The organism is Nonomuraea sp. NPDC050680 (genome assembly GCF_040654555.1).
GTDB lineage: Bacteria > Actinomycetota > Actinomycetes > Streptosporangiales > Streptosporangiaceae > Nonomuraea.
This window is the reverse complement of the sequence record NZ_JBFAIF010000042.1, coordinates 1-24,856: the sequence shown is the minus strand read 5'-3', so window position 1 is coordinate 24,856 and position 24,856 is coordinate 1. Positions and strand designations below refer to the sequence as shown.

Here is a 24,856-nt window from a genome sequence, read left to right as displayed (position 1 = left end):
TCGCGCCGCTCAGCCGGCCCCCATCCGAGGTCTCTGGAGTCGCCAAGCCGAGCATCAACGCCGTCAAGGTTCGTGTCCGGTCGGTCCTCATCCAGCTCAGTGCGCTCAGGCGAAGGTATGGACCAAGGCCCTCACCTCTGGAGATCTCTGTGCCTCAAAGGCGTGGGGCCGACTGGTCTCGCCCGCGTCGAAGTCCGGTGGCGCCCAGCCCGCACCGGGCGTAGAAGTCCTCGATAGCGGCAATGACACTGCCGATCGTGGTGGTGGCGTAGCGGGCATGCCGCAGATGGCGGCTGTAGCGATGAGCTGCCCGTGCCGCCGCCGCCATGTCGGTCGGCGGTCCGCTGGTGGGTGAGCCACTGTCCTGTGCGGCGACCCACGTCAGGAACCCGCGGACGCGACGGAGATAGGCCACCCTGCTGGAGTTGGCCAGCGTCGAGCCGGCCAGAGCGGTGGCGTAGGCGGAGATCACCGCTTCGTAGACGGGCGGGAGGCGCCCTGCCTCATGCCGCGTGCTCATCGGGAAGCTCCTTGCTGCTCGGTGCGAGATCTGAGGGAGGCGGATCGGTGCGAGATCTGAGGGAGGCGGATCATCGAACGCTCACCGTTGGTACGGCGACGGTAGACATGGTGACCGACGCCCAAGCAGGTCTCCGGATCGTCTAAGGACGCCCCGGCGCGATCTGCCGGAGTGCTTCTCAGGTGGCTCCGGTGATACGACGGCGGAAGACCCAGTACGTCCAAGCCTGGTAGGCCAGGACCAGCGGGGTGAAGATGGCCGCGACCCAGGTCATCACGGTCAGCGTGTACGGCGTGGAGGCGGCGTTCGTCACGGTGAGGCTGTTGGCCGGGTCGAGCGCGGGCAGCACGTTCGGCCACAAGCCGGTGAACAAGGCGGCCACGATCGCGACCACGGCGAGCGCGCTGGCGGCGAACGCCAACCCGTCCCGGCCGCGCAACGTCGCGACCACGGCGCCGACCAGGCCGAGCGCGACCAGCGCCACCGCGGCCCACCAGGCTGGCCGGCCACCGCCTCCCGAGGTCAGCAGGAACCCCATCACCACCAGGATCGTCGCCGGGGCCAGACTCTTGGCCATGCGGGCGGCGCCTTGACGCAGGTCGCCGGTGGTGCGCAGGGCCAGGAAGACCGCGCCGTGCAGGGTGAACAGCAGCAGCGTGGCCAGCCCGCCGAGCAGCGCGAACGGGTTGAGCAGGGTGAGAAGGGTGCCGGTGTACTCGTGGTCGGCGTCCAGCGGCACGCCGCGCACGATGTTGGCGAACGCCACGCCCCACAGGAAGGCCGGGCCGAGCGAGCCCCAGAAGAAGGCCCGGTCCCAGCCACGCGGGCTGTCGGACTTGTTGCGGTACTCCAGCGCCACCCCGCGGGCGATCAACGCCAGCAAGATGAGGAACAGCGGCAGGTAGAGGCCGCTGAACAGGGTGGCGTACCACTCGGGGAACGCGGCGAAGGTCGCGCCGCCGGCCACCAGCAGCCACACCTCGTTGCCGTCCCACACCGGGCCGATCGTCTTGACGATGGTGCGCCGCTCCTCCTCGCCTCGCCCCAGGAACGGCAGCAGAATGCCGACGCCGAAGTCGAAGCCCTCCAGCAGGAAGTAGCCGGTCCACAGCACGGCGATCAGTACGAACCAGACGTTTTCCATGGTCGGATGTCCTTTAGTAGCTCAGGGCGGGGACAGCGGTGTCGGGCTCGGTCTCCTCGACCGGTCCGAGGCGGATGTACTTGATCAGCAGCCGTACCTCGATCACCGCCAGCACGGCGTACACCAGGGTGAAGCCGACCAGCGTGATCGCCACCGAGGCGACGTCCACGCCCGGAGACACGGCGGCGGCGGTGCGCATCAGGCCGAACACCGTCCACGGCTGGCGGCCCATCTCGGTGAAGATCCAGCCCAGGCTGTTGGCCAGGAACGGCAGCCCGATTCCGGCGATGGCCAGCCGGTAGGCCCAACGGCCCGCGGGCAGTCGGCCGCGCCGGGTCAGCCAGAGCCCGGCAAGGGCCAGCAGCGCCGACAGCGCGCCGAACCCGATCATCAGCCGGAACGACCAGTAGGCCAGGCCGATAACCGGCTGGTAGTCGCCTGGGCCGTACAGCGCCTGGTAGCGGGCCTGGATGTCGTTGATGCCCTCGACCTTGCCGTCCAGGGTGTTGGTGGACAGCAGGCTCAGACCCTTGGGGATCTGCAGGTTGATGTGGTTGCGGCCGTTCTCGACGTCGCCGACGGCGAACAGGGAGAAGCCCGCGGACGTCTCGTCCTCCCACAGAGCTTCGGCGGCGGCCATCTTCATCGGCTGCTGCTCGGTCATGATCTGGGCCTGCCAGTGCCCGGAGAACGACACCCCGATCGCGGAGGCGAGAGCGACGACCAAGGCCAGCCGGGCCGAGGTCCGAAACAGGGATATATCCCGCTTCTTCAGCAGGAACCACGCGCTGATGCCGAGCACGAAGGCCGCAGCGGTCAGAAAGGCTCCGAAGATCACGTGGGGGAATGTGACGAGCGTGGTGGAGTTGGTGAGCACGGCCCAGATGTCGGTCAGTTCGGCGCGACCGTTGTGGACGCGGTAGCCAACCGGGTGCTGCATCCAGGAGTTCGCCGCCAGGATGAAGTACGCCGAGATGTTGGTCCCGATCGCGGCAAGCCAGATGGTGGCCAGGTGCAGCCGGGGCGACAGCTTGTCCCACCCGAAGATCCACAGCCCGAGGAATGTGGACTCCAGGAAGAAGGCCATCAGCCCCTCCATGGCCAGCGGCGCCCCGAACACATCCCCGACGAAGCGCGAGTAGTCACTCCAGTTCATCCCGAACTGGAACTCCTGCACGATGCCCGTCACCACGCCCATCGCGAAGTTGATCAGGAACAGCCGCCCCCAGAACCGGGTCAGCCGCAGATACTCCGGCTTCTTCGTCCGGTGCCAAGCCGTCTGCAGCCCGGCCACGATGATCGACAGGCCGATCGTGAACGGCACGAACAGGAAGTGGTAAACGGTGGTGATGCCGAACTGCCAGCGCGAAAGGTCCAAGACATCCATGCGGTCAGGTTCCTGTAGAGCGGACCCGGGCCGTAGGGCCGAGCGGCCCCTACCCCGAAGGACCTTGGTCCCATCCGCTTCAGGAGCGGTCCCAGATCAACGGCAACTCCAGCCGGTCGTCCCGATCCCAGACGAGCTTCTCGCGGACGCCGACGACGCCGCCGAGCCCTTTGGCCATGTGCACGGCCGCCGCCGCCTCACTACGGGTCGAGGTGAAGCCGGACAGCGTCACGATGCCGTCCTGTACCTGGACCAAGATCCCCGTCCGGTCGTTCCACCGGGCCTGCTCCGGTATGGCCTCCTCGACCCAGCGCTTCAGCTCCGCGTCATCGCGCACGTACGCCTTGAGCAGGTCGCGTCTGCTCACGATGCCGATCAGCCGCCCGTCCTCGTCTGTCACGACCAGGCGCTTGACCCCGTGCTCGTCCATGAGCTGGGCGGCCGTCACGGTGGAGACGTCCGGCGCGACCGTCACCGCCGGCGCCGACATCAGCTCGGCGGCCGTGACGCCCGCAGCCTTCTCCTTACCGTTCTCGCCGTGTCCAGCCAGCCGGCGGAGCAGCCGGGCACGCAGCCGCGGCCGGTAGCCCTCCCCGTAGTGCTGCTGCCTGAACTCCTCCTTGCGCAACAGATCCGCCTCCGACACCACGCCGACGACCTTGCCGTCCTCGTCCAGGATGGGCACTGCGCTGACCCCGCGCCGCACCAGCGACTCGGCGACCTCCTTGAACGGCGTGCCTACCTTCGCCGAAGCGACTTGAGTGGTCATCACGTCTCTCACACTGATCCGCAACATCGGATTCCCCTTTCTCTCCATGGCCATCGCAGCACCGCACCGGAGCAGGTCTACAGGGACGGAAGTCCCGCGATCCGGAGCTTTGTGCCCCAGCACGAGTGACTGACGGCCGTGCAGCACGGGGCCTTCGGCCCTCCTCCCAGCCCGCCCCATCGGTGAAGGTGAAGCGCGAACCGAAGGAGAGTGGAAAGCACGCGCGCTGCCGTCGTGACCGGATTCGACCCCGCGGTGACCGAGGCCGGGACGGTTGGACCAGGGCCACGCCGACTTGAGCCTGGATCCGAACCATGTGCCTGAAGGATCGGGACCAAGGTCCCTAGGCTCATCTCGCTGGATCCGAAATATTGAGAGGCATGACACCCCTGCAGAAGATCGATGCGTACTGGCGTGCCGCCAACTACCTGTCCGTGGGCCAGATCTACCTGCTCGACAACCCGCTCCTGACCGAGCCGCTCCGCCCCGAGCACATCAAACCCCGCCTGCTCGGCCACTGGGGCACCACACCCGGGCTCAACTTCTGCTTCGCCCACCTCAACCGGATCATCGCCGAGCGCGCCCAGGACATGATCTACATCGCCGGCCCCGGCCACGGCGGTCCTGCCGCAGTCGCGCATGCCTGGCTGGAGGGCTCCTATTCGGCGAAGTATCCGGACATCTCGCAGGACGCCGCAGGCATGCGGCGGCTGTTCCGCCAGTTCTCCTTCCCCGGCGGCATCCCGAGCCACGTCGCGCCCGAGACGCCCGGCTCCATCCACGAGGGCGGCGAACTGGGCTATTCGCTGGCGCATGCGTTCGGAGCGGCTTTCGACAATCCCGGCCTTGTGGTGGCGTGCGTCGTCGGCGACGGCGAGGCCGAAACCGGGCCGCTGGCTGCCAGCTGGCATTCCAACAAGCTGCTCGACCCCGACCGCGACGGCGTCGTGCTGCCGATCCTCCACCTGAACGGCTACAAGATCGCCAACCCCACCCTACTGGCCAGGATCCCCGAGGAAGAGCTGGTCAAGCTCATGGAGGGGTACGGGTACCGACCGCACATCGTCGGCCCGGACCACGAGCAGATGGCGCGGACACTGGATAAGGTGTTCGACCAGATCGCCGCCTACAAGGACGGCCGGGCCACCAGGCTCCCCATGATCATCCTGCGGACGCCCAAGGGCTGGACCGGGCCGCGCGAAGTCGACGGCCTGCCGGTGGAGGGCACCTGGCGCGCCCACCAGGTGCCGCTGTCCGGCGTGCGCGACAACCCCGAGCACCTGGCGATGCTGGAGGAGTGGATGCGCTCCTACCGGCCCGGGGAGTTGTTCGACGCCGACGGCCACCCGGTCCCCCAGATCTTGCAGACCGTGCCGCAGGCCGAGCGCAGGATGAGCGCCAGCCCGCACGCCAACGGCGGAGAGCTGCTGCGCCCCCTGGCCCTGCCGGACTTCCGCGACTACGCGGCGGAGGTCAAATCACCCGCGACACAGACCAGCGAGCCCACCCGCCTGCTGGGCGCCTTCCTGCGCGACGTGATCGCCGCGAACCCGCACAACTTCCGGCTGATGGGCCCGGACGAGACCGCCTCCAACCGGCTGCAGGCCGTCTTCGAGACCACCAGCCGGGCATGGAACGCCGCCATCGAGCCGACCGACGAGCACCTGGGCGCCGGCGGGCGGGTGATGGAGGTGCTGTCGGAGCATCTCTGCCAGGGCTGGCTGGAGGGCTATCTGCTGACCGGCCGACATGGGATGTTCAACTGCTACGAGGCGTTCATCCACATCATCGACGCCATGTTCAACCAGCACGCCAAGTGGCTGGAGTCAGCGAAGAAGATCCCGTGGCGGCGTCCGGTCGCCTCGCTCAACTACCTGCTGTCCTCCCACGTGTGGCGCCAGGACCACAACGGCTTCTCCCACCAGGACCCCGGATTCCTGGACGTCGTGGTCAACAAGAAGGCCTCCGTGGTGCGCGTCTACCTGCCGCCGGACGCCAACACCCTGCTGTCGGTAGGCGATCACTGCCTGCGCTCCCGCGACTACGTCAATGTCATTGTCGCCGGGAAGCAGCCCGTACTCGATCTGTTCACCATGGAGGAGGCCGTCGCCCACTGCACGCGCGGCCTGGGCATCTTGCCGTGGGCATCCACCGACCAGGATCAGGAGCCCGACGTGGTACTGGCCTGCGCCGGTGACGTGCCCACCCTGGAGACCCTGGCGGCGGCCGCGCTGCTGCGCGAGCACCTGCCGGAGCTGAAGGTGCGGGTCGTCAACGTCGTGGACCTGATGCGCCTCCAGCCGCCGTCGGAGCATCCGCACGGCATGTCGGACGCCGAGTTCGACACGCTGTTCACCGTCGACAAGCCGGTCATCTTCAACTTCCACGGCTACCCCTGGCTGATCCACCGCCTCACCTACCGGCGGCACGGCCACCACAACCTCCACGTGCGCGGCTACAAGGAGGAGGGCACCACGACCACGCCGTTCGACATGGCCATGCTCAACGACATCGACCGTTACCACCTGGTCATGGACGTCATCGACCGCGTCCCCGGCCTCGGCGCCACCGCCGCCCACCTGCGCCAGCGGATGGTCGACACCCGGCTCCAGGCCCGGGCCCACACCCGCGAGCACGGCGAGGACTCGGTGGAAATAGGCGCGTGGACATGGCCGGCCGCATTCTCGTCCTGAACACGGGGTCTTCGTCGATCAAGTACGAGCTGGTGGACGTCGAGACCCGCGAGCGCCCGGCCAGGGGCCTGGTCGAGCGGATCGGTGAGAGGAACGGGCGGCTGACGCACCGGACCGGCGACCGGCCGCCGTACGTCCGGGAGCGGCCCTTCCCCGGGCACGGTGAGGGGTTGGACGCGATGATGGAGGCGTTCGCCGTAGCGGGACCCGGGTTGTCCCCGGTCGCGGTCGGGCATCGCGTCGTGCATGGCGGGACCCGGTTCACCGAGGCCGTGCTCATCGACGACGAGGTGATCGCCGAGATCGAGAAGCTGGCCCCGCTCGCGCCCCTGCACAATCCGGTCAACCTGGCCGGCATCCGCATCGCGCGCAAGGCCTTCCCGGGGGTGCCGCAGGTGGCCGTGTTCGACACAGCGTTCCATTGCACACTGCCGCCGGAGGCGTACACGTATGCGGTGCCCCATGAGTGGGGCGTGCGGCGTTTCGGCTTCCACGGCACCTCGTGCGCATACGTCTCCCGCCGCGCCGCCGCCTTTCTGGGGCGGGACCTCGCCGAGCTCAACCAGATCGTGCTGCACCTGGGCAACGGCGCCAGCGCCACCGCGATCTCCGGCGGCCGCAGCGTCGACACCTCCATGGGGATGACTCCCCTGGAGGGGTTGGTCATGGGCACCCGCTCGGGTGACGTGGACCCGGCGCTCGCCGGCTACCTCGCCCGGGTGAATGGCATGGACGCCGAGCAGGTCGAGCATGCCCTCACCCATCGCGGCGGCCTGCTCGCGCTGGCCGGGAGCCTCGACATGCGCGAGGTACGCGGCCGCGACGACGCCGCGGCCCGGCTGGCCCTGGAGGTCTACACCCGGCGTGTCCGCAAGTACGTCGGCGCCTACTACGCGCTGCTCGGCCGGGTGGACGCGATCGTGTTCACTGGCGGCGTGGGCGAGCACGACGCCGCCACCCGCGCCGCTTCCCTGGCGGGCCTCGAACGGCTCGGCATCGCCGTGGACCCGGTGCTCAACCAGGCCGGTTCGATCGGCGAGCGGGCCGTCTCCCCTCCGGACGCCGAGGTGCTCGTACTGGTCATCCCGACCGACGAGGAGTGGGAGATCGCCCGTCAGTCCCTCACAGTCATCTCCTGACCTGCAGCGGCCGAACCGTACTCATCAGCGTCATCGCGGTCGCGACACACCCATGGGGTGGCCAGCGTCTGACGGCACCCGCGAATCTGCGGACAGCGCTCTCGAATGACCGTCAGGTCTGGATCAGGCGCTGGTGGTCGGGCATGACGCCGACCTGGTTGCCGAGCCGGCCGGAGGTGGCCGACGTACGCGCCGACACCGGCACGGGTTTGCCGGCGCCGAGCCATCGATTCCGACCACTACCGACCTGGTCATCGCCGGCCTCCTGCCATCGATAAGGCGACGAGCGCGGGCAGGAGCCCCGCGTCTCCCGCCCGCGCTGCCATCGGCGTCAGTGCTCGATGGCGATCCGCCGGCCTTCCGCCTTCTTGTCTTCAGCCAGCCCGATGCTGATCTCCAGCACACCGCCCTCGTAGGTGGCCTTGACGTCGTCCGTCTTGGCCGTCGCGGGCAGCGTCACCGACCGGGACAGCGACCCGTAGGAGAACTCCGAGCGGTGCGGCTCGGTCACCTTCCGGCTCTTCTCGGCCCGGATGTGCAGCACCCCGCCGCCCACGGTGATCTCGACATCCTTGTCGGGGTCGAGCCCAGGCAGCTCGGCGCGCAATACATACCGGCCCTCGGCGACGTAATCCTCGATCCGGACGATCTGTCCGAACGGCCGGAACCCGAACATCGGGTGCTCGATCCAGTCGAACACCTCCGGGAACGGGAACCTGCTTTCCCTACGCTCTGGCAGGTTCATCGCAAACCTCCTTCCGTGGGCTCCCGCCCACATCTCCAGCACACACCGGGCGGCGAGGCCCCCCAAGAGGAGGAAGTCCCGATCTTCAGGGACCATCGGTCACCTCGACTTTCCGGGTGCCGAACGCGTGCCGTACGGTGGCGATGAGCCACAGCGCGACGGTGGCCGAGAACAGCATGGCCAGCAGCAGTTCGCTGCCCATGATCAGCCCCACGACGCCCGCAGCCAGCGCGATGATGCCCAGTGTGCTCGCGATCCCCATGTAGAGCCTTCGGGTCTGCGACGGTGCGCTCAACGCGCAGCCACCCACCATGCCGAGCAGCAGGATGGCGCCGGTGGCACCACGCACGCTGCCGACGATGGGCAGGTCCGCGCCCTGCAGGAAGGCCACATAGATGGCGACGTTCACGCCCGCGACCGCTGTCGTTATGCCGTCTCCTTCCAGGTCAGCTTCATCGTGGTCACCTCCTTTCCCTTCGAGCGTGCGCGGGCGGGCGGCGCGCGGACAGTGCTGTTGGTCCCTGCGGGTGAGGACGTTCGCCGCTATAGGGAGCCGCACGTTGAGGGCGGCCCATACCGAAGCCATGGGGGCCAAAGGCCTGGCGGGGCGGGCCCTTCGGCACTGCACAGCCGCTCGGGGCCGAGGTGTGCTGAGGAGGACACCAGCACGGTGCCGGCTTGCTTCACTGTCACGAAGGAGGCAGCGATGGACACCACACGTGCCCGGGGCTTCAGCCGCTGGCTGTACCGAGGCGGGCGCCCGAACCGCCTGGCACGGGCGATGAACGGGCTCTCGGCCATCCTCCATGCGAGCGGCGTGGTGATGCCGAACCGGCTGGTGACGCTGGAGGTGCGCGGGCGCCGTACAGGACGCCTGATCTCCTTCCCGCTGGTCGTCGCGGACCATCAGGGGCAGCGCTATCTGGTGTCGATGCTCGGCGAGAACGCCAATTGGGTGCGCAACATACGCGCGGCCAAAGGACACGCGCTCCTGCGGCACGGACGCCGCGATGGCCCTGGTACAAAGCAGCTGCTTGCCGGATCTGGACGGTCAGGCGGGCTGCTGGATGCGCCGACCGGTGGCCTCCACCGTGGTGATGACGATGAAGTGGTCGGGGCAGCGTGTCCAGGGCGTCAGCCGCAGGCTTTCCAGCCGGGCGATCTGTGCAGGGTCGTCGGCGACACGAGCCACCCCCACGACGGTGACCGACCAGCCCGTGCGCGCCACTGAGTCGAAGTCGTCGACCTCGAAGGCCACAACCGCCTGGCGTGTGGCGGCGGCCAGCTTGGAACCGGCCGTCGTGCAGATGACGATGTCCTCCCCGTCCAGGCAGAAATTGACCGGTTGCACGGCCGGCAGGGCGCGGTCGGTGAAAACGATCCGCCCGATCGGACGGGAGGGCAGCAGGCGCATGCACTCCTCGTGGGAGAGCACCTGCAGGCCGGCCGAGTCGAGTTTCATACCGTCAGCCTGTCAACGCCCCCACCTGACTGGTTAGGGACGAAAGTCCCGTGACGGCTGCCGATCGCCTCCCGGTCCGCCCCGACGGCCTCAAATCCGGATAGGGACTTTGGTCCCTTTCTTGTGGTGGTCTGGCCGGTTAGCGTCGGAGCATGATCGGGTGCTCCTCGTCGACGATCACGAAGTGGTACGGCGGGGCGTGGCCGCCCTGCTGGACTCCGAGGACGACATAGAGGTGATCGGCGAGGCCGGGACCGCGGAGTCGGCGATCGCCCGCATTCCGGTGCTCAAGCCGGATGTGGCGGTGCTGGACGTCCGGCTGCCCGACGGCAACGGCGTGGACGTGTGCCGCGAGGCCCGCTCCAGGCTGCCGCAGCTGGCGTGTCTGATGCTGACCTCCTACGCCGACGACGACGCGCTGTTCGAGGCGGTGATGGCGGGCGCCGCCGGCTACGTGCTCAAGCAGATCCACGGCTCCGACCTGGTGGGCGCCGTGCGCACGGTCGCCTCGGGACAGTCACTGCTCGACCCGCGGTTGCGCCTGGTCGGCCCGAACTGCCTGGGCATCGTCAACACCGCCCGCCTCAATGCCAGCTTTCTGCCGCACTCCCCCCACCGCGGGTCGCGTCGCGCTGATGTCGCAATCGGGCGCGGTGGGCGCCGCACTGCTGGAACGGCTGGAGGTCTCATCGTTCGTCTCGGTCGGGAACAAGGCCGACGTCAGCGGCAACGACCTGCTGGCCATGCTCGCCCGCTCGGACGAGCAACTGCGCCAGGACGTGCTCGCCCGCACCGGTGCCCGGCATCGTCCGGGTCAGACACTTGAGGTGATCGCCATCAGAACAACTGTCGCGGACGTGATGCCCGAAGATCCGCGAGTGGACATAGCCGGACAGATAACCCGGCCGCGAAGATGCCCGCCACCGATCCCAGTCGGTGGCGAGCATCTTCGCGGTCGAAGCCATCTCATGAGAGGTCCTAGAGCAGAGGCGGGACGACGATGAGGTCTTCCTTGTCGAAGCTCAGCTCGCTGACGACGTCCATGACGCCCTCCACACCGCGGATCGACTTCACGAGGGCCAGGGCCTGGGAGTTTCGCTCGACCCTGCCACCGAGCGTCACGACGCCGTTGTCGAGCTTGATCGAGAACGTGTGGCGATCCGGTAGCAGCGCGGTGATGTCCGCTATGAGGTCAACGGCGGGACGGGTGAAGACCCGCAGTACGTCCCGCTGATGCAGTGTGCCGATGATGCGCCCGGTGACGGGGTCGACCACGGGCAGCTGCTTGACACGCTTGTCGTGCATGAGCCGCGCCGCGTCGCGGACGGACGCGCCGGGTGTGATGGTGATCGCCGGAGTGGTCATGAGCTGTTCCGCTTTTACTCCTGCGGCCTTGTGGTGTTCCTGCCGCTGATGGCGCGACTCGAAGATCGAGACGCCGTGTCGTACGGTGTCGGTCTCCTTCAGCAACAGATCCTCTTCGGAGACCACGCCCACAGGCCGCCGGTCGGCGTCGATCACGGTGACCGAGCCGACGGCGTACCGCTTCATCGCGACCACGATTTCGGCGAACGGCGCGTCTTCGAGGACGGCGATGGCCACGCGCCCCATCACGTCCTTGACCTCGATTGGCATTGTTCTCACCTCTCCTCCACCTCCCACGGTTCGCTTCAGCGGCGAAAATCGGTAGCGGCGAACGTCCCACATCGCCAAGGGCCTAGGTCCTGACCTGCGGCGTCACCTCGACGTCGGCGTGCCCGCCCGCGGCCTGCACGGCGAGGCCTGGCAGCCCGCCACGCCGGGTACGACGCCTACGCCAACATCATGACCGTCTGGCTACTGTCGCGCGCCCGAGACGCCCTGGACCTGCTGCCCGAACTCGCGGCTTCGCCGCCGGAACGGGCCCGCTGGGACGACATCACCCACCGCACGCGGGTCGTACCAGTTGCACGGCGGCTCCATCGTCTTCCGCACCGCGTCGGGCGGCCCCATGGACCAGGAAGCTGCATACCGGACTGGAAGGCGTGGAGATCAGGGCCTGCTTCGAGGTGGACCGAATCGACGACGCCCAGCGAGAGGGCTGAAGCGTCCTCGTCCAAGGCCCCGCCCGCCACCTATCCCCCGACGAACTACCGGAGGCCGCCGACGTCACGTCGTGAGCGGGCGGCGAGCGCCACCTGTACGTCCGCATCATCCCGCACCGGGTCACCGGCCGCCGCATCCGCACCCTCTGACCTTTCGCGGCCGCCGCATCCGCACCCTCTGACCTTTCGCGAACTCTCCGCATCGAGATCACGGGGCGCCCCTGCGTCATCGGGCAGGCTCTGTTGTCTTTGCCACCCCACCAACAGATCCACGAATTGCGCATTTTCGCAATTTAGTACAGCATGGAGTCAGGTTTATCCGCGATCGAGAACAAGGGGCGTGATGTGAGCGGGTCTTTTGCCGCCGCGGTCAGGCAACGACTAAGTCTGGCGGACGCGGCGCTTCAGGCAGCCCGCGCCGCGGATGACGTCGACGCGCTGATGCTTGCCGAAGCTGAGTGGGAGGACGTGACGCACCTGGCCCGCTCACACGGGGTGCGTCTGGATGCCGACGCGGGCACCACCGATTCGGGCGGCTCCACGACAGGCCAGGCGACGGCCCAGTGATGTCGATGCCGCTGTATGAGGCCAAGGCGGAGCTGTTCAAGCTGCTGGGCCATCCGGTCCGGATCCGGGTGTTGGAGCTGTTGCAGGACGGGCCGATGCCAGTGCGGGACCTGTTGGCCGCCATCGAGGTGGAGGCGACGGGGCTGTCACAGCATCTGGCCGTGCTGCGCCGCTCGGCCATGGTCACCGCGCACCGTGATGGCTCGACCGTGACCTACGCCCTGTCCGGCGGGGATGTGGCCGAACTGCTGCGCGCGGCGCGCACGCTGTTGACGCACAAGCTCACCGGTCAGCATGAGCTGCTGAGCGAGTTGCTCAAGGCGGAGACCGGCGCCTCGTGACCCTCTTGTTCTCCTCGGGCTGGGCCCGTATCCGCGGTGTGCTGCCCGAACGCGGGGAGCTGGCTGCGATGGGCCGTCGCCCGCGCCGTGACCTGCTGGCCGGGCTCACCGTGGCGATCGTGGCGCTGCCGCTGGCGCTGGGGTTCGGCATCTCCTCCGGCATGGGCGCCGAAGCCGGGCTGGCCACCGCGGTGGTCGCCGGGACGCTGGCGGCGTTGTTCGGCGGCTCGGCCCTGCAGGTGTCCGGCCCGACCGGGGCGATGACGGTGGTACTCGTGCCGATCATGCACGCTCATGGCGCCTCCGGCGTGCTGATGGTCGGTGTGCTTGCCGGGCTGCTGCTGATCGCGCTGGCGCTGGGCCGTGCCGGCAAGTACATGGCCCTGGTCCCGGCCCCGGTGGTGGAGGGCTTCACCATCGGCATCGCCTGTGTGATCGGCCTGCAGCAGATCCCTGCCGCCCTGGGGGTGGCGACTCCCGCGGGGGACAAGGTCACCGCCGTAGCCTGGCGCGCCGTCCAGGACTTCCTCGCCCAGCCGCGCTGGTGGGCCCTGAGCATCGCTCTTACCGTGGCCGCGCTGATGCTGGTGGGCGCACGCTGGCGGCCCACGCTGCCGTTCTCCCTGCTGGCCGTCGCCGCCGCCACCCTCGCCACTGAACTGGCCGATCTGCCGGTGGCCCGGATCGGGCAGTTGCCCGCTGGACTGCCCACCCCCTCCCTGGCCTTCCTGGACCCGGCCGCGCTGAGCTCACTGCTGGCCCCGGCGGTCGCGGTCGCCGCCCTGGCCGCGCTGGAGTCGCTGCTTTCAGCCGCCGTCGCCGACGGCATGAGCGTCAACCACAAGCACGACCCCGACCGGGAGCTGTTCGGGCAGGGCCTGGCCAACCTCCTTGCCCCGCTGTTCGGCGGCGTCCCGGCCACCGGGGCGATCGCCCGGACCGCGGTCAACGTCCGCTCCGGCGCCCAATCGCGGCTGGCCGCCCTGGCGCACGCCGGCATCCTGGCGGTGATCGTGTTCAGCGCGGCCGACCTGGTCGCCCGGATCCCGCTGGCCGCGCTGGCCGGCGTGCTGCTGGCCACCTCGGTGCGGATGGTGGAAGTCGGCTCGGTCAAGGCCATGATCCGCTCCACCCGCGGCGACGCCGTCGTACTGGCCCTGACCGCGCTCGCCACCCTCGCCCTCGACCTGGTCCAGGCCGTCATCCTCGGCTTGATCGTGGCCGGCGCGCTGGCGTTGCGCGCCATCGCCCGCGACGTCCGTCTGGACGCGATGCCGATTCAGCCCGACCTGCCCGGCGACCACACCGAACAGGAACATGCCCTGCTCGCCGAGCACATCGTCGCCTACCGCCTGGACGGACCCCTGTTCTTCGCCGCGGCCCACCGCTTCCTGCTGGAGCTGTCCGAAGTCGCCACCGTCTCCGTGGTGATCCTGCGCATGTCCCGCGTCACCACTCTCGACGCCAGCGGCGCCCTGGTCCTCGGCGACGCCATCCAACGGCTACAGCGGCGTGGCATCACCGTCTACATCTCCGGCATCCGCGACGGCCACCACCAGCCCCTGCACGCCCTCGGCGTCATCGCCCGCCTCGACCGAGCCGGCCATGTCTTCGCCACCACTCCCCAGGCCATCGCCGCAGCCCGCGATCGGCTCCAGCAAACCGGTGTCCTGCCCGCCTCCAGCCACACCAACCCGGCCCCCGACACCGCCATCACCCCCCGCTGAAGACCCGAACACTCTCGGCCTGCCCCGCCATCGTTCGGCGTTGTGGCGCTGGCCATTTGGCGACAACAGTTCTCGGCTCGGGAGTTTCGGCGTTTATCGGAACAGGGCGTCGTCGATGGTGAAGCGGATGAACTCGCCCTCGGCCCACCGATCAGTGCCAGGCCACCAGCCGCCCGCCAGGCAGGCCGGAATGGTGAACCCGTCGAATTCGATCTCGCGCCCGCACTCCACTCCGAACAGGTGGTCGCGGTAGCGGCCCTCCCCGGGATCGCCCCAGCGGGACATCGTGACGCGTTCCAGCGCGCCGCTGGGCGCGACGGTCAGGGTCACATCGTGATCCTCGGTCCCCACGGGAAGGCTGGCGATCGCTTGGCGGTCGTCGATCGACTTCCACCGTATCCTCGGATCGAGTGCGGCGGCGGGCGCCATGACGAACTCACAGGCCAGCCGTCCGGCGGCGCTTCTGGTGATGTCCGGACCAGCACCCGACATCACGGGGATGATGTCCAGCAGCCGCCAGCGCATCTCCCCCTGACCAGCGCGATACCGGTCGAACCCGTGCACGGGCAGCAGTCCCAGATAGGCGGTGGCCGACCACACGAAGCCCTCCATCGGCAGGAGTACCTGCTGGGCGCGGAAGTGGCGCCAGGTGTTGAGCCGGATGGAGCCGTGCATGTCCAGCACCACCGCACGCAGCAGCGGTGTCCCCGCAGCGATGGCGTGCAGCACCCAGCGGCGCGCCGGTTCCGGCAGGTGGCCGGCCTGTGCGGGGTCGAACTCCCGGGCGTCCTTGGTCTGCGTCTGCAGGAGGTCCCAGTCGTGGCAGGCGGTCTCGGTCATGTACGGCGGTGCGACGATGACGCTCATGACCGCCTCCAAGGAGTCTGTACCACGGCCACCGGACAGCACGCCCGGTGCATGACACCGTGGCTGACCGACCCGAGCGCCGCCGAGGCGAAGCCGCCCAGCCCACGCGATCCGACCACCACGAGCGCCGCCCTCTCGGAGGCCCTGGCCAGGACCGGGACCGGGTGCCCCGGGACGATCGACTCGATCACCTCGACGTCCGGGTACTTCTCGTGCCACGGCGCCAGGCGCAGCCGGATCTCCGCCACCTCATCGGCCGGCGCACCGGCCGGGAGCGGGCCGTACCCCACGGGATGTGGGGCGAGCCTCGGCGTCCTCTGGCCGTACACGACACGAACCGGCGCGTGCCGCGCCCCGGCTTGCTCCAGGGCGTATTCCAGTGCCGACTCCGCGAACGGGGAGCCGTCGAAGCCGACCACGATCTCCCGATGGCTGCCGGGGACGGGCATCCGGACGATGACCACCGGGCTGTGCGCGTGCCCGGCCAGGCCGAGCCCGACCGAGCCCAGCACCAGTCCGGCGAACCCGCCGAGCCCTCTGCTGCCCACGACCACGCTGTCGGCCGTCTCCGACTCGCTCTTCAGCCGCTCGATCACCGCGCCCGTGACCACCGCCGTCGAGACCTCCAGTTCGGGAGTGATTCTCCGTACCTGGTCTGCGGCCTTGTCGAGCAGGTACGTGCACCGCTCAGTCAGAGTCTGCTGGTCATCGGCCCTGGCAGGTGGATGCTCCGCCGCCCAGGGTTCGCGCACGAGCACGATCCGCAGCGCAAACCCCCGGCGGGAGGCGTCATCGGCGGCCCAGCCGAGCGCCGATCCGGCCGATGGCGATCCGTCCATGCCGACCACGATCGCTCTGCTCATCGTCATCCTCCTTCGGATCTCTCCGCCCGGATGGGGCACACGCCCCCGGCTTCCTTACCTCCAGCACACACCTTTCGGACCGCGGCTCCCATGACGGTCTCAGGACGCCGGGACAGGGAAGGACGAGGCGAGGTGCCTGCCCCATTGCCTGGCCCGCTCCACCTCGCCGACCACCAGCGGCCCCTGCGTTCCGGTGACGTAGAAGCTCTCGGCGGGCGAGGCCAAGGCCAGGCCGAGCCGACGCAGTCGCTTGGCGAAACCGCGTGCGGCAGAGCCGGGCATGCGCGGCTTGGCGATCCGCGTGTCGAAGGCGGCCGAGGCGAGTCTGGCCGACGGCGACCGAACAGTGGCCAGCCACTCCCGCACCCCCTGCCCTTGGGAGAGCACCCGGCCCTGCTGGGCGGCCGATTGCCGGGTCGAGGCCCTGCTCATCCCGAAGGCGTGCGTCGGGCCGCCGACGACGAGCAGGCCGAGGTCCTCCCCGACCGAGGCGGGCGCGGAACCGACCTCCAGGACCTCTGTCCTCAGCGTGGTGGCCAGCCCCTCCGCCACCGCCTCGGCGATCTGCTTGGTGTTGCCGAACATGGACTCGTACACGATCAGCGCGTACATCTCCTGCCTCCTTGGAACTCAGTTCCGCGCGGGTATCACGGGTTCGAGATGGAACATGCCGGTCACCACGGGTACCGCGTCACAGCCTGCGTCGATTCGACGACCGGTAGGTGGTGCACACCGGCGCGGCGCATCATGGCCGCTCCTCGCGGGGCCGGACGATCGCGACCGGGCAAGTGGCATGGTGCAGTACGGCGTGACCGACCGAGCCCAGCACCGCGGAGGCGAAGCCACCCAGCCCGCGCGACCCGACGACGACCAGGTCGGCCGTGGTCGCGGCGTTGATCAGGGCGCCGGCCGGGTGCTCCCACAGTTGCGCGTCGGTGATCTCGATGTCGGGGTTCTTCTCACGCCAGGGGACCACGCGCTCGCCGGCTATCCGGACCTCGTGCTGAAAGGCCTTCTCCAGCAAGCTGTTGTAGGCGGCCGCGTACGGCGAGAAGATCGGCAGCTGCCAGGCATACAGGACATGCAGCCGCGCATGCCGCGCCCGGGCCTGCTCGACGGCGTACTGCATGGCGGCTTCGGAGTGCTCGGACCCGTCGTAGCCGACGACGATCCGGCCGTGCTCTTCCTGGCTGGGCCCGCGTACGATCACGACCGGGCCCCGCGCGTGGCCGGCGACGGCCATGCTGACCGAGCCGAGCACCATGCCGCCGAAACCGCCGAGTCCTCTACTGCCCAGCACCACGCTGTCGGCTGACGCGGACTCGCCGATCAGGTCGTCGATCACGTTCCCGGCGCGCAGTTCCCTCGTCACCTCGACACCGCCGGCCAGCTCTCGCGCCCGGTCGGCCGCGGCCTCCAGCGCGCCCGCGCAGTACTCCGTGCTCAACTCGCCGAGCCCGTGTGGCCACTGCTCGCAGACGTGCACGATCCGCAGGTCCAGCCCTCTGCGCCGCGCGTCGGCGGCGGCCCATTCCACTGCTGCTGTCGCCGGCGCGGACCCGTCCACACCGACCACGATCCGTCCGGCCATCACGCATCTCCTTCGCGAGCTCGAATCACACCTCCAGCCTCGCGAAACAGGCGACAGGCCACAGGAGGACGAAGTCCCGGATAGGCGTGCCATTGGTCCCTCAAGACCTTGATCGGGCAGTAGGTGCGGCCGAAAGGCATCGATGAAACGGGACCTTCGTCCCTGTTCAGGCCGACCCGTCCTGGCCAACGTGAAAGGTGAAGACAACCAGGAGGCATGATGAAGGCGCTCATCTACCACGGTCCCGGCCGGCGGTCCTGGGAGGAGACTCCCGATCCGCAGCTGATCGAGCCCACCGACGCCATCGTGCGCGTGGACGCGGTCACCATCTGCGGCACCGACCTGCACATCCTCAAAGGCGACGTGCCCACCGTGGCGCCGGGCACGATCCTCGGCCACGAAGCCGTCGGCACCGTCACGACGACCGGAAGCTCGGTCGGCACCCTCAAGCCAGGAGACCGGGTGCTGGTGTCCTGCATCTCTGCGTGCGGGCGCTGCCGCTACTGCCGCATCGGCATGTTCGGCCAGTGCCTGGGCGGCGGCGGATGGATCCTCGGCCACCGCGTCAACGGCACCCAAGCCGAACACGTCCGCGTGCCGTTCGCCGACACCTCCACCCACCGGCTACCCGACGGCGTCACTGACGAGGCCGCGCTCATGCTCGCCGACATCCTTCCCACCGCCTACGAGGTCGGCGTGCTCAACGGCCGCGTCCAGCCCGGCGACACGGTCGTCATCGTCGGAGCCGGGCCGATCGGCCTGGCCGCGATCACCACCGCGCAGCTGTTCACGCCCAGCCACATCGTCGCCGTCGACCCCGCCCCCTCACGGCTGGAGGCCGCCAAGCAGCTGGGCGCGGACCTGATCGTAGGCGCGGGGGACGATCCGACCGGCGCGATCGCCGAACTGACCCGCGGGCTGGGCGCCGACGTCGCCATCGAAGCCGTCGGCCTCCCGGAAACCTTCGAACTGTGCACCCGCCTGATACGCCCCGGCGGCCACGTCGCCAACGTCGGCGTACACGGCGCACCCGCCACCCTGCACCTCGAAGACCTGTGGATCCGCAACCTCACCATCACCACCGGCCTGGTCGACACCTACTCAACGCCGACCCTCCTGGACATGATCGCCGCCGGACGGCTGGACCCCTCCAGGTTCATCACCCACCGCTTCGCCCTTCAGGACATGGCCGCCGCCTACGAGACCTTCGCCGACCCGGCGGCGACCGGAGCTCTCAAGGTGGTCCTGTCCCGCGGTTGACGCCGGTCCAGCCGCACCACGAAACAAGAGCAGGCATTCGACATGAGGGGGAATCGATGACGGCCGCAACAGGCCACTCCACCGAACTCGCGGCATGGCGCGGCTTCAACGGCACGGCATGGCGGTCGGCGGTGGACGTGCGCGCCTTCATCCAAGCCAACTACACGCCCTACGAAGGCGGCGAGGAATTCCTCGCGGGCCCGACGGAGCGCACCGCGGCCGTGTGGGCGAAGGTCTCGGCGATGTTCCCCGAAGAGCGACGGCGCGGGATCTATGACGTCGACACCGCCACGCCGTCGTCCATCACCTCCCACCGCCCCGGCTACATCGACGCCGGCCGCGAGCTGATCTTCGGTCTGCAGACCGACGCACCGCTGAAACGCGCCATCATGCCCGCGGGCGGACTGCGCATGGTGGAATCCGGCCTCGCCGCCTACGGCCACACCCTCGATCCGCTGGTACGGAAGATCTTCACCAAGTACCGCAAGACGCACAACGACGGCGTGTTCGACGCCTACACCCCCGAGATCAGGCGCGCCCGCCGGGCGGGCGTCATCACCGGACTGCCCGACTCCTACGGCCGCGGCCGGATCATCGGCGACTATCGCCGGGTCGCGCTGTACGGCGTGGACCGGCTGATCGAGGCCAAACAGGCCGAGCTGCACACGCTGGAGGGCACCTTCGCCACCGATGCGGTGATCCGTGACCGCGAGGAACTGGCCGAGCAACTTCGCGCCCTGGACGAGCTGAAGCAGATGGCCGCCTCCTACGGCTACGACCTCTCCCATCCCGCCGCCACCGCACACGAGGCGATCCAGTGGCTGTACTTCGCCTACCTGGCCGCGATCAAGGAGCAGAACGGCGCCGCCATGTCGCTCGGCCGCACCTCCACCTTCATCGACATCTACCTCCAGCGTGACCTCGCCGAGGGGCTGATCACCGAAGAACGCGCCCAGGAGCTCATCGACGACTTCGTCATCAAGCTGCGCATCGTCCGCTTCCTGCGCACCCCGGAATACGACCAGCTCTTCTCCGGCGACCCCACCTGGGTGACCGAGTCCATCGGCGGCATGGGCTCCGACGGCCGCACGCTGGTGACCCGCACCAGCTACCGCTACCTACAGACGCTGCGCAACCTCGGCCCCGCCCCCGAGCCGAACCTCACCGTCTTCTGGTCACCGCGCCTTCCACAGCCGTTCAAGCGATTCTGCGCCGCGCTGTCCATCGAGACCAGCTCGATCCAGTACGAGAGCGACGAACTGATGCGGCCGCGCTTCGGCGACGACACCGCCATCGCCTGCTGCGTCTCGGCCGCGCCGGTGGGCAAGCAGATGCAGTTCTTCGGCGCCCGGGTCAACCTCGCCAAGACGCTCCTGTACGCGATCAACGGCGGTCGTGACGAGATCACCGGTGAACAGGTCGGCCCTGCGTACCCGGCGCTGCCCGGCGACCACCTCGACTACGAGCAGGTCACCGCGGCGTTCGACCGGATGATGGCCTGGCTGGCCGCCACCTACGTCAACGCGCTGAACATCATCCACTACATGCATGACAAATACGCCTACGAGCGCATTGAGATGGCCCTGCATGACTATCCCGTCAAGCGCACTCTGGCCTGCGGCATCGCTGGGCTGTCCGTCACTGCCGACAGCCTGTCGGCCATCAAGCACGCCCGCGTCAACGTGATCCGCGACGCCGATGGCCTGGCCATCGACTACACCGTCGACGGCGACTACCCCGCCTACGGCAACAACGACGACCGCGCCGACACCATCGCCGTCGACCTGGTCCGCTCGTTCATGGCCAAGGTCCGCCGCCCCCCCGCCTACCGTGACGCCGAGCACACCCAGTCCGTGCTCACGATCACCTCCAACGTCGTGTACGGCAAGCACACCGGCAACACCCCCGACGGCCGGCGTGCCGGAGAACCGTTCGCTCCCGGCGCCAACCCGAGCAACGGCCGCGACCGCCACGGCCTGGTCGCCTCCGCGCTGTCGGTGGCCAAACTCCCCTACGACCAAGCGCTCGACGGCATCTCCCTGACCAACACCGCCACCCCTGACGGGCTCGGCCGCACACCGGCCGAGCGCGTGGACAACCTGATCGGGGTGCTGGACGGCTACTTCGACGCCGCCGGCTTTCACATGAACGTCAACGTGCTCACCCGTGCCGTGCTGCTGGACGCCATGGAGCACCCCGACCGGTACCCGCAACTCACCATCCGCGTCTCCGGGTACGCCGTCAACTTCGTCCGGCTCACCCCCGAACAGCAACGCGATGTCATCAACCGCACCTTCCACGGATCGCTGTGAACATCCGCCAGGCCTACCTCCATCAGGCCGCCACCGAGCTGTGCCACCCGCCGGCCCCACCGGGTACCGGCGTGATCAGCTCCTGGGACCTGTCCATCGGCGTGGACGGCCCCGGCACCCGGTTCGTGGTGTTCACCTGTGGCTGCCCGCTGCGCTGCCTGTACTGCCAGAACCCCGAGACCTGGCGGATGCGCGACGGCCGCCAGGTCACGGTGGAGGAGGTCATGACCGAGATCAGCAGATACCGGCGCTTCATCTCGGTGGCAGGCGGCGGGGTGACCCTCAGCGGCGGGGAACCGCTGCTCCAGCCCGGCTTCACCGCCGAGCTGCTGCACCGCTGCCACGACAGCGGCCTGCACACCGCCCTGGACACCTCTGGCCTGCTCGGCGCCCGTGCCAGCGACGCCATGCTCGCCGACACCGACCTGGTCCTGCTCGACATCAAGTCCTCCGACCCGGCCACCTACCGCAGAGTGACCGGTGGCCCGTTGGAACCGACCCTGCGCTTCGCCCGCCGGCTCGCCGCACTCGGCCGCCCCACCTGGATACGGTTCGTTCTCGTTCCCGGACTCACCGACGCCGAAGAGAACGTGGACGGCCTGGCCCGCTTCGTCGCGGGACTGGGCAACGTCGAACACGTCGACGTCCTGCCCTTCCACCGCATGGCGGCGGCCAAGTACCGCAAGCTCGGCCTGCACTTTCCTCTGGCCGACGTCGCACCACCCGATCAGGACCTGCTCAACCGCGTGCATGCCCAATTCCACGCCCACGGTGTAGCCAGCACCTGAAACGTTGATCCGCTCCGATCTGGCGACCGTAGAGGCCCTAACGCTTTCGATCCCCGTCGACCAAGCCTGTAAGCGATCAGCCAGGTTCCAGCTCAGGGCGCCGGAACCGCCAGGGCACCGTCGTCCAGCGGGCGTGGATCGCCGCCAGGGCCCGCCCGAGCGCCTGCTCCGAGGACACGCTGGTGTCGATCTCGATGGCATCAGGCCAGGGCGCCGCCTTCGCCGTCATGGCAGTGGCGATCGCCTGGTCCGCGTCCGACATCGCACCCGTACGGTGGGCCAAGCGCTCCGCGATCAGCTGCGGCAGAGCGGTGCAGCGCAAGGCTACAAGATCGCTGAATGTGCGTCGTGCGAGGCGCTCGGCGGTCTCCCGCTGCTCGGCATCGCTCCATGAAGCGTCGAGGATGACCGGCTCACCGTGACGCAGCAGCCTCTCGGCCCGGGACAGCAACTCCTGGTACGTGCGCTCGGTCCATTCCCGACTGTAGATGCCTTCACCGAAGGGGGCCGGCGCCGGCTGTTCGGGCGTGATGCCGGCGAGTTCCTTGCGTACGCGGTCGCTGTTCAGCAGCGTGTAACCGAGCCGGTCGGCCATGGCGGCGGCGATGGTGGTCTTGCCGGTGGCCGGAGTCCCACCGACAAGGACCAAGGTCACCGCGCCGGCCCGCAGGTGGCGTAGCGCCAGCTCAGCGAGCTCACGCCCCTCTCGCGCCGCGCCGGCGTCGCCCTGCTGACGTCGGAAGCCGGCGACCTTGGCTCGGACGAAGGCCCGGTAGGCGACGTAGTGATGCCACAGCGAGGGCGATGCGAGATCACCGGAAAACTCGGTGTACCAGTGGAGGAACAGCTCGGCCAGCCGGGGGGCGCCCAGCCGTTCCAGGTCCATGGCCAGGAAGGCGGCATCGTCCAGGCGATCGAGAAAGCGTAGCCGTTCGTCGAACTCCAGGCAGTCCAGGATCCGTGGCCCGTCGTCGAGGCAGAAGACGTCGTCGGCGAGCAGGTCGCCGTGGCCGTCCACGATATGCCCTTCGCTGACCCGGGTGGAGAACAGGCGTTCACGGCCGTCGAGGAACCGCAGCGCGAGCCGCTCGATCTCCTGGATCACCTGGGTGTCGAGAGTCGCATCGGGCAGCGCGCGGACCTGCGCGAAGCTCGCAGTCCAGCGGCACCGCAGCGCCTGTGCCTCTCCCTGCCTGTCGATCTGCGGGCAGTGCCGGGAACGGTCGTGCATGCTCGAGAGCATCCGGGCGACCTGGCGAACGTGCTCGTCCACCGGGTTCCCGGAGCGGATCATCGTGGCGAGGCGGCGCTCCTCGGGCATGCGCCGCATCACGACGAGATGCTCGCAGAGTTCCCCGTCGGGGCCGAGGACGTCGGCGACCCCCTTGTAGACATCGGGTGCCAGCCGCCGGTTGAGCTCCACCTCCTCGTGGCACACGGCTCGCCGTGCTTCGCGAGTGGTGAAGTCCAGGAAGCCGAGATTCACCGGTTTCTTCAGCTTGATGGCCTGATCCCCGAGGAGGATCACCACTGCGGAATGCGTCTCCTTGATCTGTGCCCACGGTCTCATCGATGACGCCTCCGCGCTCTGCCGCCCCACGTGGCCGAGACCTGGCTCGACGGGCGGGGCTCGTCTTGCGATGCACTCTCCTGATTGCCCTGTGTGCGTATTTCCCTAGGTCAAGGCGGCTTACTCGGTCACGGACGTACCACGATGACGGGCGCGTGCGACTGCCGGAGTACGGGTGGAGCGACGTCTCCCGGGCCAAGCAGAGGATCCCCTTCGCGCCCATCTTCGGGGTGCGCCCTCGGACTGGTGATCACGCGAGTCAGGTGCTCTCATCCAGCTCGGCTGCTGCCTCGCGCAGTCGGTCCATCGCGGCAATGACTGCCGCGTCAGCGAACTCCACGCCGGATCGCTCATAGGCGTCGATCACGGCCAGAGCCGCGTTCTCCAGATGATCCGCCTCAGCGTCCGCGCTCAGCAGGCTCGCCAGGTGGCGGACGCATTCGTTCAGCGGTTCCAAGTCGACCTGCGGATCCACCGCGGGTGGGTAATGGCGCATCGCCTGTGCCAGGCGTGCCGCAGCCGCCCTGAACTCGGTCTCACTGTCGGGTATCACGGTGATTGGTCCTTTCCGAGGAACCGCCTGAGCCGGTTCAGTGGCCAGGTGTTGATCAGCTGGTCCGGAGTGAGCCCGCCGCGTTGCGCAGTGCCGATGCCGTACCGCATATAGGCCAGGTGTGGATGGCGTGAGCGTCGGTGTCGATCCGGAAGGCGACGCCCTCCGCTGGGTGAACCGGACGAGGTCGGCCGGACGAATTCAGGCGCGGCCCGATGGCGCGCCTCCGGCGAAACCGGGCCGCTGCCCGGCCAGTTCGGCGATGTCCTCGGCTGTGACGACCAGCAACTTGTGTGCCAGGTCGGCCAGTGCGCGGCCCACCGCCAGCTCGTCACCGATCTCTGGCACCGATCGGTCGATCGGATTACGGCGCGCGCTCCCGACCCCGGTCAGGCTGGTCCTGTCCCGAGTGAGCAGGATCGCTCGGGCAGAGGTGCCGTCGCCCTCTTCTGTGATGTCGATCCGTACGGACCA

Annotated in this window: 25 protein-coding genes and 2 pseudogenes; 11 read left to right on the top strand and 16 right to left on the bottom strand. The window is 68.8% G+C overall.

The features are described from left to right. Positions 1 to 154 precede the first annotated feature (154 nt). The 4 genes from AB0H88_RS51955 to AB0H88_RS51940 all read right to left on the bottom strand — a co-directional run bounded on the left by AB0H88_RS51955 (position 155) and on the right by AB0H88_RS51940 (position 3,820). Entirely contained in the window at positions 155 to 520 is a 366-nt protein-coding gene (locus tag AB0H88_RS51955; protein WP_357657571.1) for a hypothetical protein, read from the bottom strand. 178 nt (positions 521 to 698) lie between these two features. Continuing rightward, complete coding sequence (cydB, locus tag AB0H88_RS51950) at positions 699 to 1,664, bottom strand: cytochrome d ubiquinol oxidase subunit II (RefSeq protein WP_357657569.1); 966 nt, start codon at positions 1,662 to 1,664, stop codon at positions 699 to 701. A gap of 13 nt (positions 1,665 to 1,677) precedes the next feature. Next, entirely contained in the window at positions 1,678 to 3,051 is a 1,374-nt protein-coding gene (locus tag AB0H88_RS51945) for a cytochrome ubiquinol oxidase subunit I (RefSeq protein WP_357657568.1), read from the bottom strand. Positions 3,052 to 3,130: 79 nt separating this feature from the next. Then, positions 3,131 to 3,820, bottom strand: a complete 690-nt coding sequence (locus AB0H88_RS51940) for a CBS domain-containing protein (protein ID WP_357657566.1) — start codon at positions 3,818 to 3,820, stop codon at positions 3,131 to 3,133. Between the two features lie 380 nt (positions 3,821 to 4,200). Here AB0H88_RS51940 and AB0H88_RS51935 point away from each other — a divergent pair, with 380 nt between their 5' ends. Both AB0H88_RS51935 and AB0H88_RS51930 read left to right on the top strand, forming a co-directional pair. Then, on the top strand, positions 4,201 to 6,513 hold the full coding sequence (locus AB0H88_RS51935; RefSeq protein ID WP_357657564.1) for a phosphoketolase family protein: 2,313 nt from the start codon (positions 4,201 to 4,203) through the stop codon (positions 6,511 to 6,513). Continuing rightward, on the top strand, positions 6,489 to 7,652 hold the full coding sequence (locus AB0H88_RS51930; protein WP_357657563.1) for an acetate kinase: 1,164 nt from the start codon (positions 6,489 to 6,491) through the stop codon (positions 7,650 to 7,652). The genes AB0H88_RS51935 and AB0H88_RS51930 overlap by 25 nt, the downstream gene beginning before the upstream one ends. A gap of 331 nt (positions 7,653 to 7,983) precedes the next feature. Here the strand turns inward: AB0H88_RS51930 and AB0H88_RS51925 are convergent, their stop codons facing one another. Both AB0H88_RS51925 and AB0H88_RS51920 read right to left on the bottom strand, forming a co-directional pair. After that, positions 7,984 to 8,397 (bottom strand): Hsp20/alpha crystallin family protein, encoded by a 414-nt coding sequence (locus AB0H88_RS51925; protein WP_357657561.1) that lies wholly within the window; start codon positions 8,395 to 8,397, stop codon positions 7,984 to 7,986. Positions 8,398 to 8,482: 85 nt separating this feature from the next. Further along, a complete protein-coding gene (locus AB0H88_RS51920; protein ID WP_357657559.1) occupies positions 8,483 to 8,806 on the bottom strand; it encodes a hypothetical protein in 324 nt (107 codons plus the stop codon). 297 nt (positions 8,807 to 9,103) lie between these two features. On the opposite strand from AB0H88_RS51920, the pseudogene AB0H88_RS51915 reads away from it, so the two are divergent. Continuing rightward, a pseudogene (locus AB0H88_RS51915) lies at positions 9,104 to 9,361 on the top strand (nitroreductase/quinone reductase family protein); the annotation flags it as partial. Between the two features lie 87 nt (positions 9,362 to 9,448). Here the strand turns inward: AB0H88_RS51915 and AB0H88_RS51910 are convergent. After that, positions 9,449 to 9,859 (bottom strand): pyridoxamine 5'-phosphate oxidase family protein, encoded by a 411-nt coding sequence (locus AB0H88_RS51910; protein WP_357657558.1) that lies wholly within the window; start codon positions 9,857 to 9,859, stop codon positions 9,449 to 9,451. A gap of 160 nt (positions 9,860 to 10,019) precedes the next feature. On the opposite strand from AB0H88_RS51910, the pseudogene AB0H88_RS51905 reads away from it, so the two are divergent. Together AB0H88_RS51905 and AB0H88_RS51900 are read left to right on the top strand one after the other, a co-directional pair. Beyond that, positions 10,020 to 10,394, top strand: a pseudogene (locus AB0H88_RS51905) (response regulator transcription factor); the annotation flags it as partial. 52 nt (positions 10,395 to 10,446) lie between these two features. Then, a complete protein-coding gene (locus AB0H88_RS51900) occupies positions 10,447 to 10,863 on the top strand; it encodes a hypothetical protein (RefSeq protein WP_357657556.1) in 417 nt (138 codons plus the stop codon). On the opposite strand, the gene AB0H88_RS51895 is transcribed toward AB0H88_RS51900, so the two are convergent. Continuing rightward, complete coding sequence (locus tag AB0H88_RS51895) at positions 10,838 to 11,494, bottom strand: CBS domain-containing protein (protein ID WP_357657582.1); 657 nt, start codon at positions 11,492 to 11,494, stop codon at positions 10,838 to 10,840. The two genes, AB0H88_RS51900 and AB0H88_RS51895, sit on opposite strands and share 26 nt — an antisense overlap. Before the next feature lie 201 nt (positions 11,495 to 11,695). Next, positions 11,696 to 11,851: a hypothetical protein gene (locus AB0H88_RS51890; protein ID WP_357657555.1), complete on the bottom strand. Its 156-nt coding sequence runs from the start codon at positions 11,849 to 11,851 to the stop codon at positions 11,696 to 11,698. A gap of 395 nt (positions 11,852 to 12,246) precedes the next feature. On the opposite strand from AB0H88_RS51890, the gene AB0H88_RS51885 reads away from it, so the two are divergent. From AB0H88_RS51885 to AB0H88_RS51875, 3 genes are all read left to right on the top strand, one after another. Beyond that, the gene (locus AB0H88_RS51885) at positions 12,247 to 12,510 is read left to right on the top strand and encodes a hypothetical protein (RefSeq protein WP_357657554.1); all 264 of its coding nucleotides are present in this window, start codon (positions 12,247 to 12,249) and stop codon (positions 12,508 to 12,510) included. Beyond that, on the top strand, positions 12,510 to 12,851 hold the full coding sequence (locus AB0H88_RS51880; RefSeq protein ID WP_357657552.1) for a metalloregulator ArsR/SmtB family transcription factor: 342 nt from the start codon (positions 12,510 to 12,512) through the stop codon (positions 12,849 to 12,851). Before AB0H88_RS51885 ends, AB0H88_RS51880 begins: the two co-directional genes overlap by 1 nt. A 68-nt stretch (positions 12,852 to 12,919) precedes the next feature. Beyond that, on the top strand, positions 12,920 to 14,578 hold the full coding sequence (locus AB0H88_RS51875; protein WP_357657580.1) for a SulP family inorganic anion transporter: 1,659 nt from the start codon (positions 12,920 to 12,922) through the stop codon (positions 14,576 to 14,578). A 93-nt stretch (positions 14,579 to 14,671) separates the two neighbouring features. On the opposite strand, the gene AB0H88_RS51870 is transcribed toward AB0H88_RS51875, so the two are convergent. The 4 genes from AB0H88_RS51870 to AB0H88_RS51855 all read right to left on the bottom strand — a co-directional run bounded on the left by AB0H88_RS51870 (position 14,672) and on the right by AB0H88_RS51855 (position 17,899). After that, positions 14,672 to 15,445, bottom strand: a complete 774-nt coding sequence (locus AB0H88_RS51870; RefSeq protein WP_357657550.1) for a DUF6544 family protein — start codon at positions 15,443 to 15,445, stop codon at positions 14,672 to 14,674. After that, on the bottom strand, positions 15,442 to 16,308 hold the full coding sequence (locus AB0H88_RS51865; protein WP_357657549.1) for a universal stress protein: 867 nt from the start codon (positions 16,306 to 16,308) through the stop codon (positions 15,442 to 15,444). Before AB0H88_RS51865 ends, AB0H88_RS51870 begins: the two co-directional genes overlap by 4 nt. A 99-nt stretch (positions 16,309 to 16,407) precedes the next feature. Further along, the gene (locus AB0H88_RS51860) at positions 16,408 to 16,920 is read right to left on the bottom strand and encodes a flavodoxin domain-containing protein (protein WP_357657547.1); all 513 of its coding nucleotides are present in this window, start codon (positions 16,918 to 16,920) and stop codon (positions 16,408 to 16,410) included. Positions 16,921 to 17,053: 133 nt separating this feature from the next. After that, a complete protein-coding gene (locus AB0H88_RS51855; RefSeq protein WP_357657545.1) occupies positions 17,054 to 17,899 on the bottom strand; it encodes a universal stress protein in 846 nt (281 codons plus the stop codon). A 216-nt stretch (positions 17,900 to 18,115) separates the two neighbouring features. Between AB0H88_RS51855 and AB0H88_RS51850 the strand changes: the two genes are divergently transcribed. From AB0H88_RS51850 to pflA, 3 genes are read left to right on the top strand one after another with little or no spacing between them, the layout of a single operon-like run. Then, entirely contained in the window at positions 18,116 to 19,159 is a 1,044-nt protein-coding gene (locus AB0H88_RS51850) for a zinc-dependent alcohol dehydrogenase family protein (protein WP_357657544.1), read from the top strand. Between the two features lie 56 nt (positions 19,160 to 19,215). Then, positions 19,216 to 21,471, top strand: coding sequence for a formate C-acetyltransferase (gene pflB, locus AB0H88_RS51845; RefSeq protein ID WP_357657543.1), 2,256 nt, complete (start codon positions 19,216 to 19,218; stop codon positions 21,469 to 21,471). Further along, a complete protein-coding gene (pflA, locus tag AB0H88_RS51840; RefSeq protein WP_357657541.1) occupies positions 21,468 to 22,259 on the top strand; it encodes a pyruvate formate-lyase-activating protein in 792 nt (263 codons plus the stop codon). Before pflB ends, pflA begins: the two co-directional genes overlap by 4 nt. A gap of 76 nt (positions 22,260 to 22,335) precedes the next feature. Here pflA and AB0H88_RS51835 read toward each other — a convergent pair whose 3' ends face one another. The 3 genes from AB0H88_RS51835 to AB0H88_RS51825 all read right to left on the bottom strand — a co-directional run. Next, entirely contained in the window at positions 22,336 to 23,829 is a 1,494-nt protein-coding gene (locus AB0H88_RS51835) for an AAA family ATPase (RefSeq protein ID WP_357657540.1), read from the bottom strand. A 259-nt stretch (positions 23,830 to 24,088) separates the two neighbouring features. Continuing rightward, entirely contained in the window at positions 24,089 to 24,304 is a 216-nt protein-coding gene (locus tag AB0H88_RS51830) for a hypothetical protein (RefSeq protein ID WP_357657538.1), read from the bottom strand. 279 nt (positions 24,305 to 24,583) lie between these two features. Next, a partial coding sequence (locus AB0H88_RS51825) for a DUF1876 domain-containing protein (protein WP_357657537.1) occupies positions 24,584 to 24,856 on the bottom strand: 273 nt, incomplete at its 5' end.

Coding starts and splice junctions, on each gene's coding strand:
- AB0H88_RS51925 (WP_357657561.1), bottom strand. CDS start 8,397: ATGAACCTGCCAGAGCGTAGGGAAAGCAGGTTCCCGTTCCCGGAGGTG.
- AB0H88_RS51835 (WP_357657540.1), bottom strand. CDS start 23,829: ATGAGACCGTGGGCACAGATCAAGGAGACGCATTCCGCAGTGGTGATC.
- AB0H88_RS51900 (WP_357657556.1), top strand. CDS start 10,447: ATGCCAGCTTTCTGCCGCACTCCCCCCACCGCGGGTCGCGTCGCGCTG.
- AB0H88_RS51940 (WP_357657566.1), bottom strand. CDS start 3,820: ATGACCACTCAAGTCGCTTCGGCGAAGGTAGGCACGCCGTTCAAGGAG.
- AB0H88_RS51910 (WP_357657558.1), bottom strand. CDS start 9,859: ATGAAACTCGACTCGGCCGGCCTGCAGGTGCTCTCCCACGAGGAGTGC.
- pflB (WP_357657543.1), top strand. CDS start 19,216: ATGACGGCCGCAACAGGCCACTCCACCGAACTCGCGGCATGGCGCGGC.
- AB0H88_RS51850 (WP_357657544.1), top strand. CDS start 18,116: ATGATGAAGGCGCTCATCTACCACGGTCCCGGCCGGCGGTCCTGGGAG.
- AB0H88_RS51855 (WP_357657545.1), bottom strand. CDS start 17,899: ATGGCCGGACGGATCGTGGTCGGTGTGGACGGGTCCGCGCCGGCGACA.
- AB0H88_RS51885 (WP_357657554.1), top strand. CDS start 12,247: ATGGAGTCAGGTTTATCCGCGATCGAGAACAAGGGGCGTGATGTGAGC.
- AB0H88_RS51860 (WP_357657547.1), bottom strand. CDS start 16,920: ATGTACGCGCTGATCGTGTACGAGTCCATGTTCGGCAACACCAAGCAG.
- AB0H88_RS51875 (WP_357657580.1), top strand. CDS start 12,920: ATGGGCCGTCGCCCGCGCCGTGACCTGCTGGCCGGGCTCACCGTGGCG.
- AB0H88_RS51945 (WP_357657568.1), bottom strand. CDS start 3,051: ATGGATGTCTTGGACCTTTCGCGCTGGCAGTTCGGCATCACCACCGTT.
- AB0H88_RS51930 (WP_357657563.1), top strand. CDS start 6,489: ATGGCCGGCCGCATTCTCGTCCTGAACACGGGGTCTTCGTCGATCAAG.
- AB0H88_RS51880 (WP_357657552.1), top strand. CDS start 12,510: ATGTCGATGCCGCTGTATGAGGCCAAGGCGGAGCTGTTCAAGCTGCTG.
- AB0H88_RS51865 (WP_357657549.1), bottom strand. CDS start 16,308: ATGAGCAGAGCGATCGTGGTCGGCATGGACGGATCGCCATCGGCCGGA.
- cydB (WP_357657569.1), bottom strand. CDS start 1,664: ATGGAAAACGTCTGGTTCGTACTGATCGCCGTGCTGTGGACCGGCTAC.
- AB0H88_RS51935 (WP_357657564.1), top strand. CDS start 4,201: ATGACACCCCTGCAGAAGATCGATGCGTACTGGCGTGCCGCCAACTAC.
- AB0H88_RS51870 (WP_357657550.1), bottom strand. CDS start 15,445: ATGAGCGTCATCGTCGCACCGCCGTACATGACCGAGACCGCCTGCCAC.
- AB0H88_RS51955 (WP_357657571.1), bottom strand. CDS start 520: ATGAGCACGCGGCATGAGGCAGGGCGCCTCCCGCCCGTCTACGAAGCG.
- AB0H88_RS51890 (WP_357657555.1), bottom strand. CDS start 11,851: ATGGGGCCGCCCGACGCGGTGCGGAAGACGATGGAGCCGCCGTGCAAC.
- AB0H88_RS51895 (WP_357657582.1), bottom strand. CDS start 11,494: ATGCCAATCGAGGTCAAGGACGTGATGGGGCGCGTGGCCATCGCCGTC.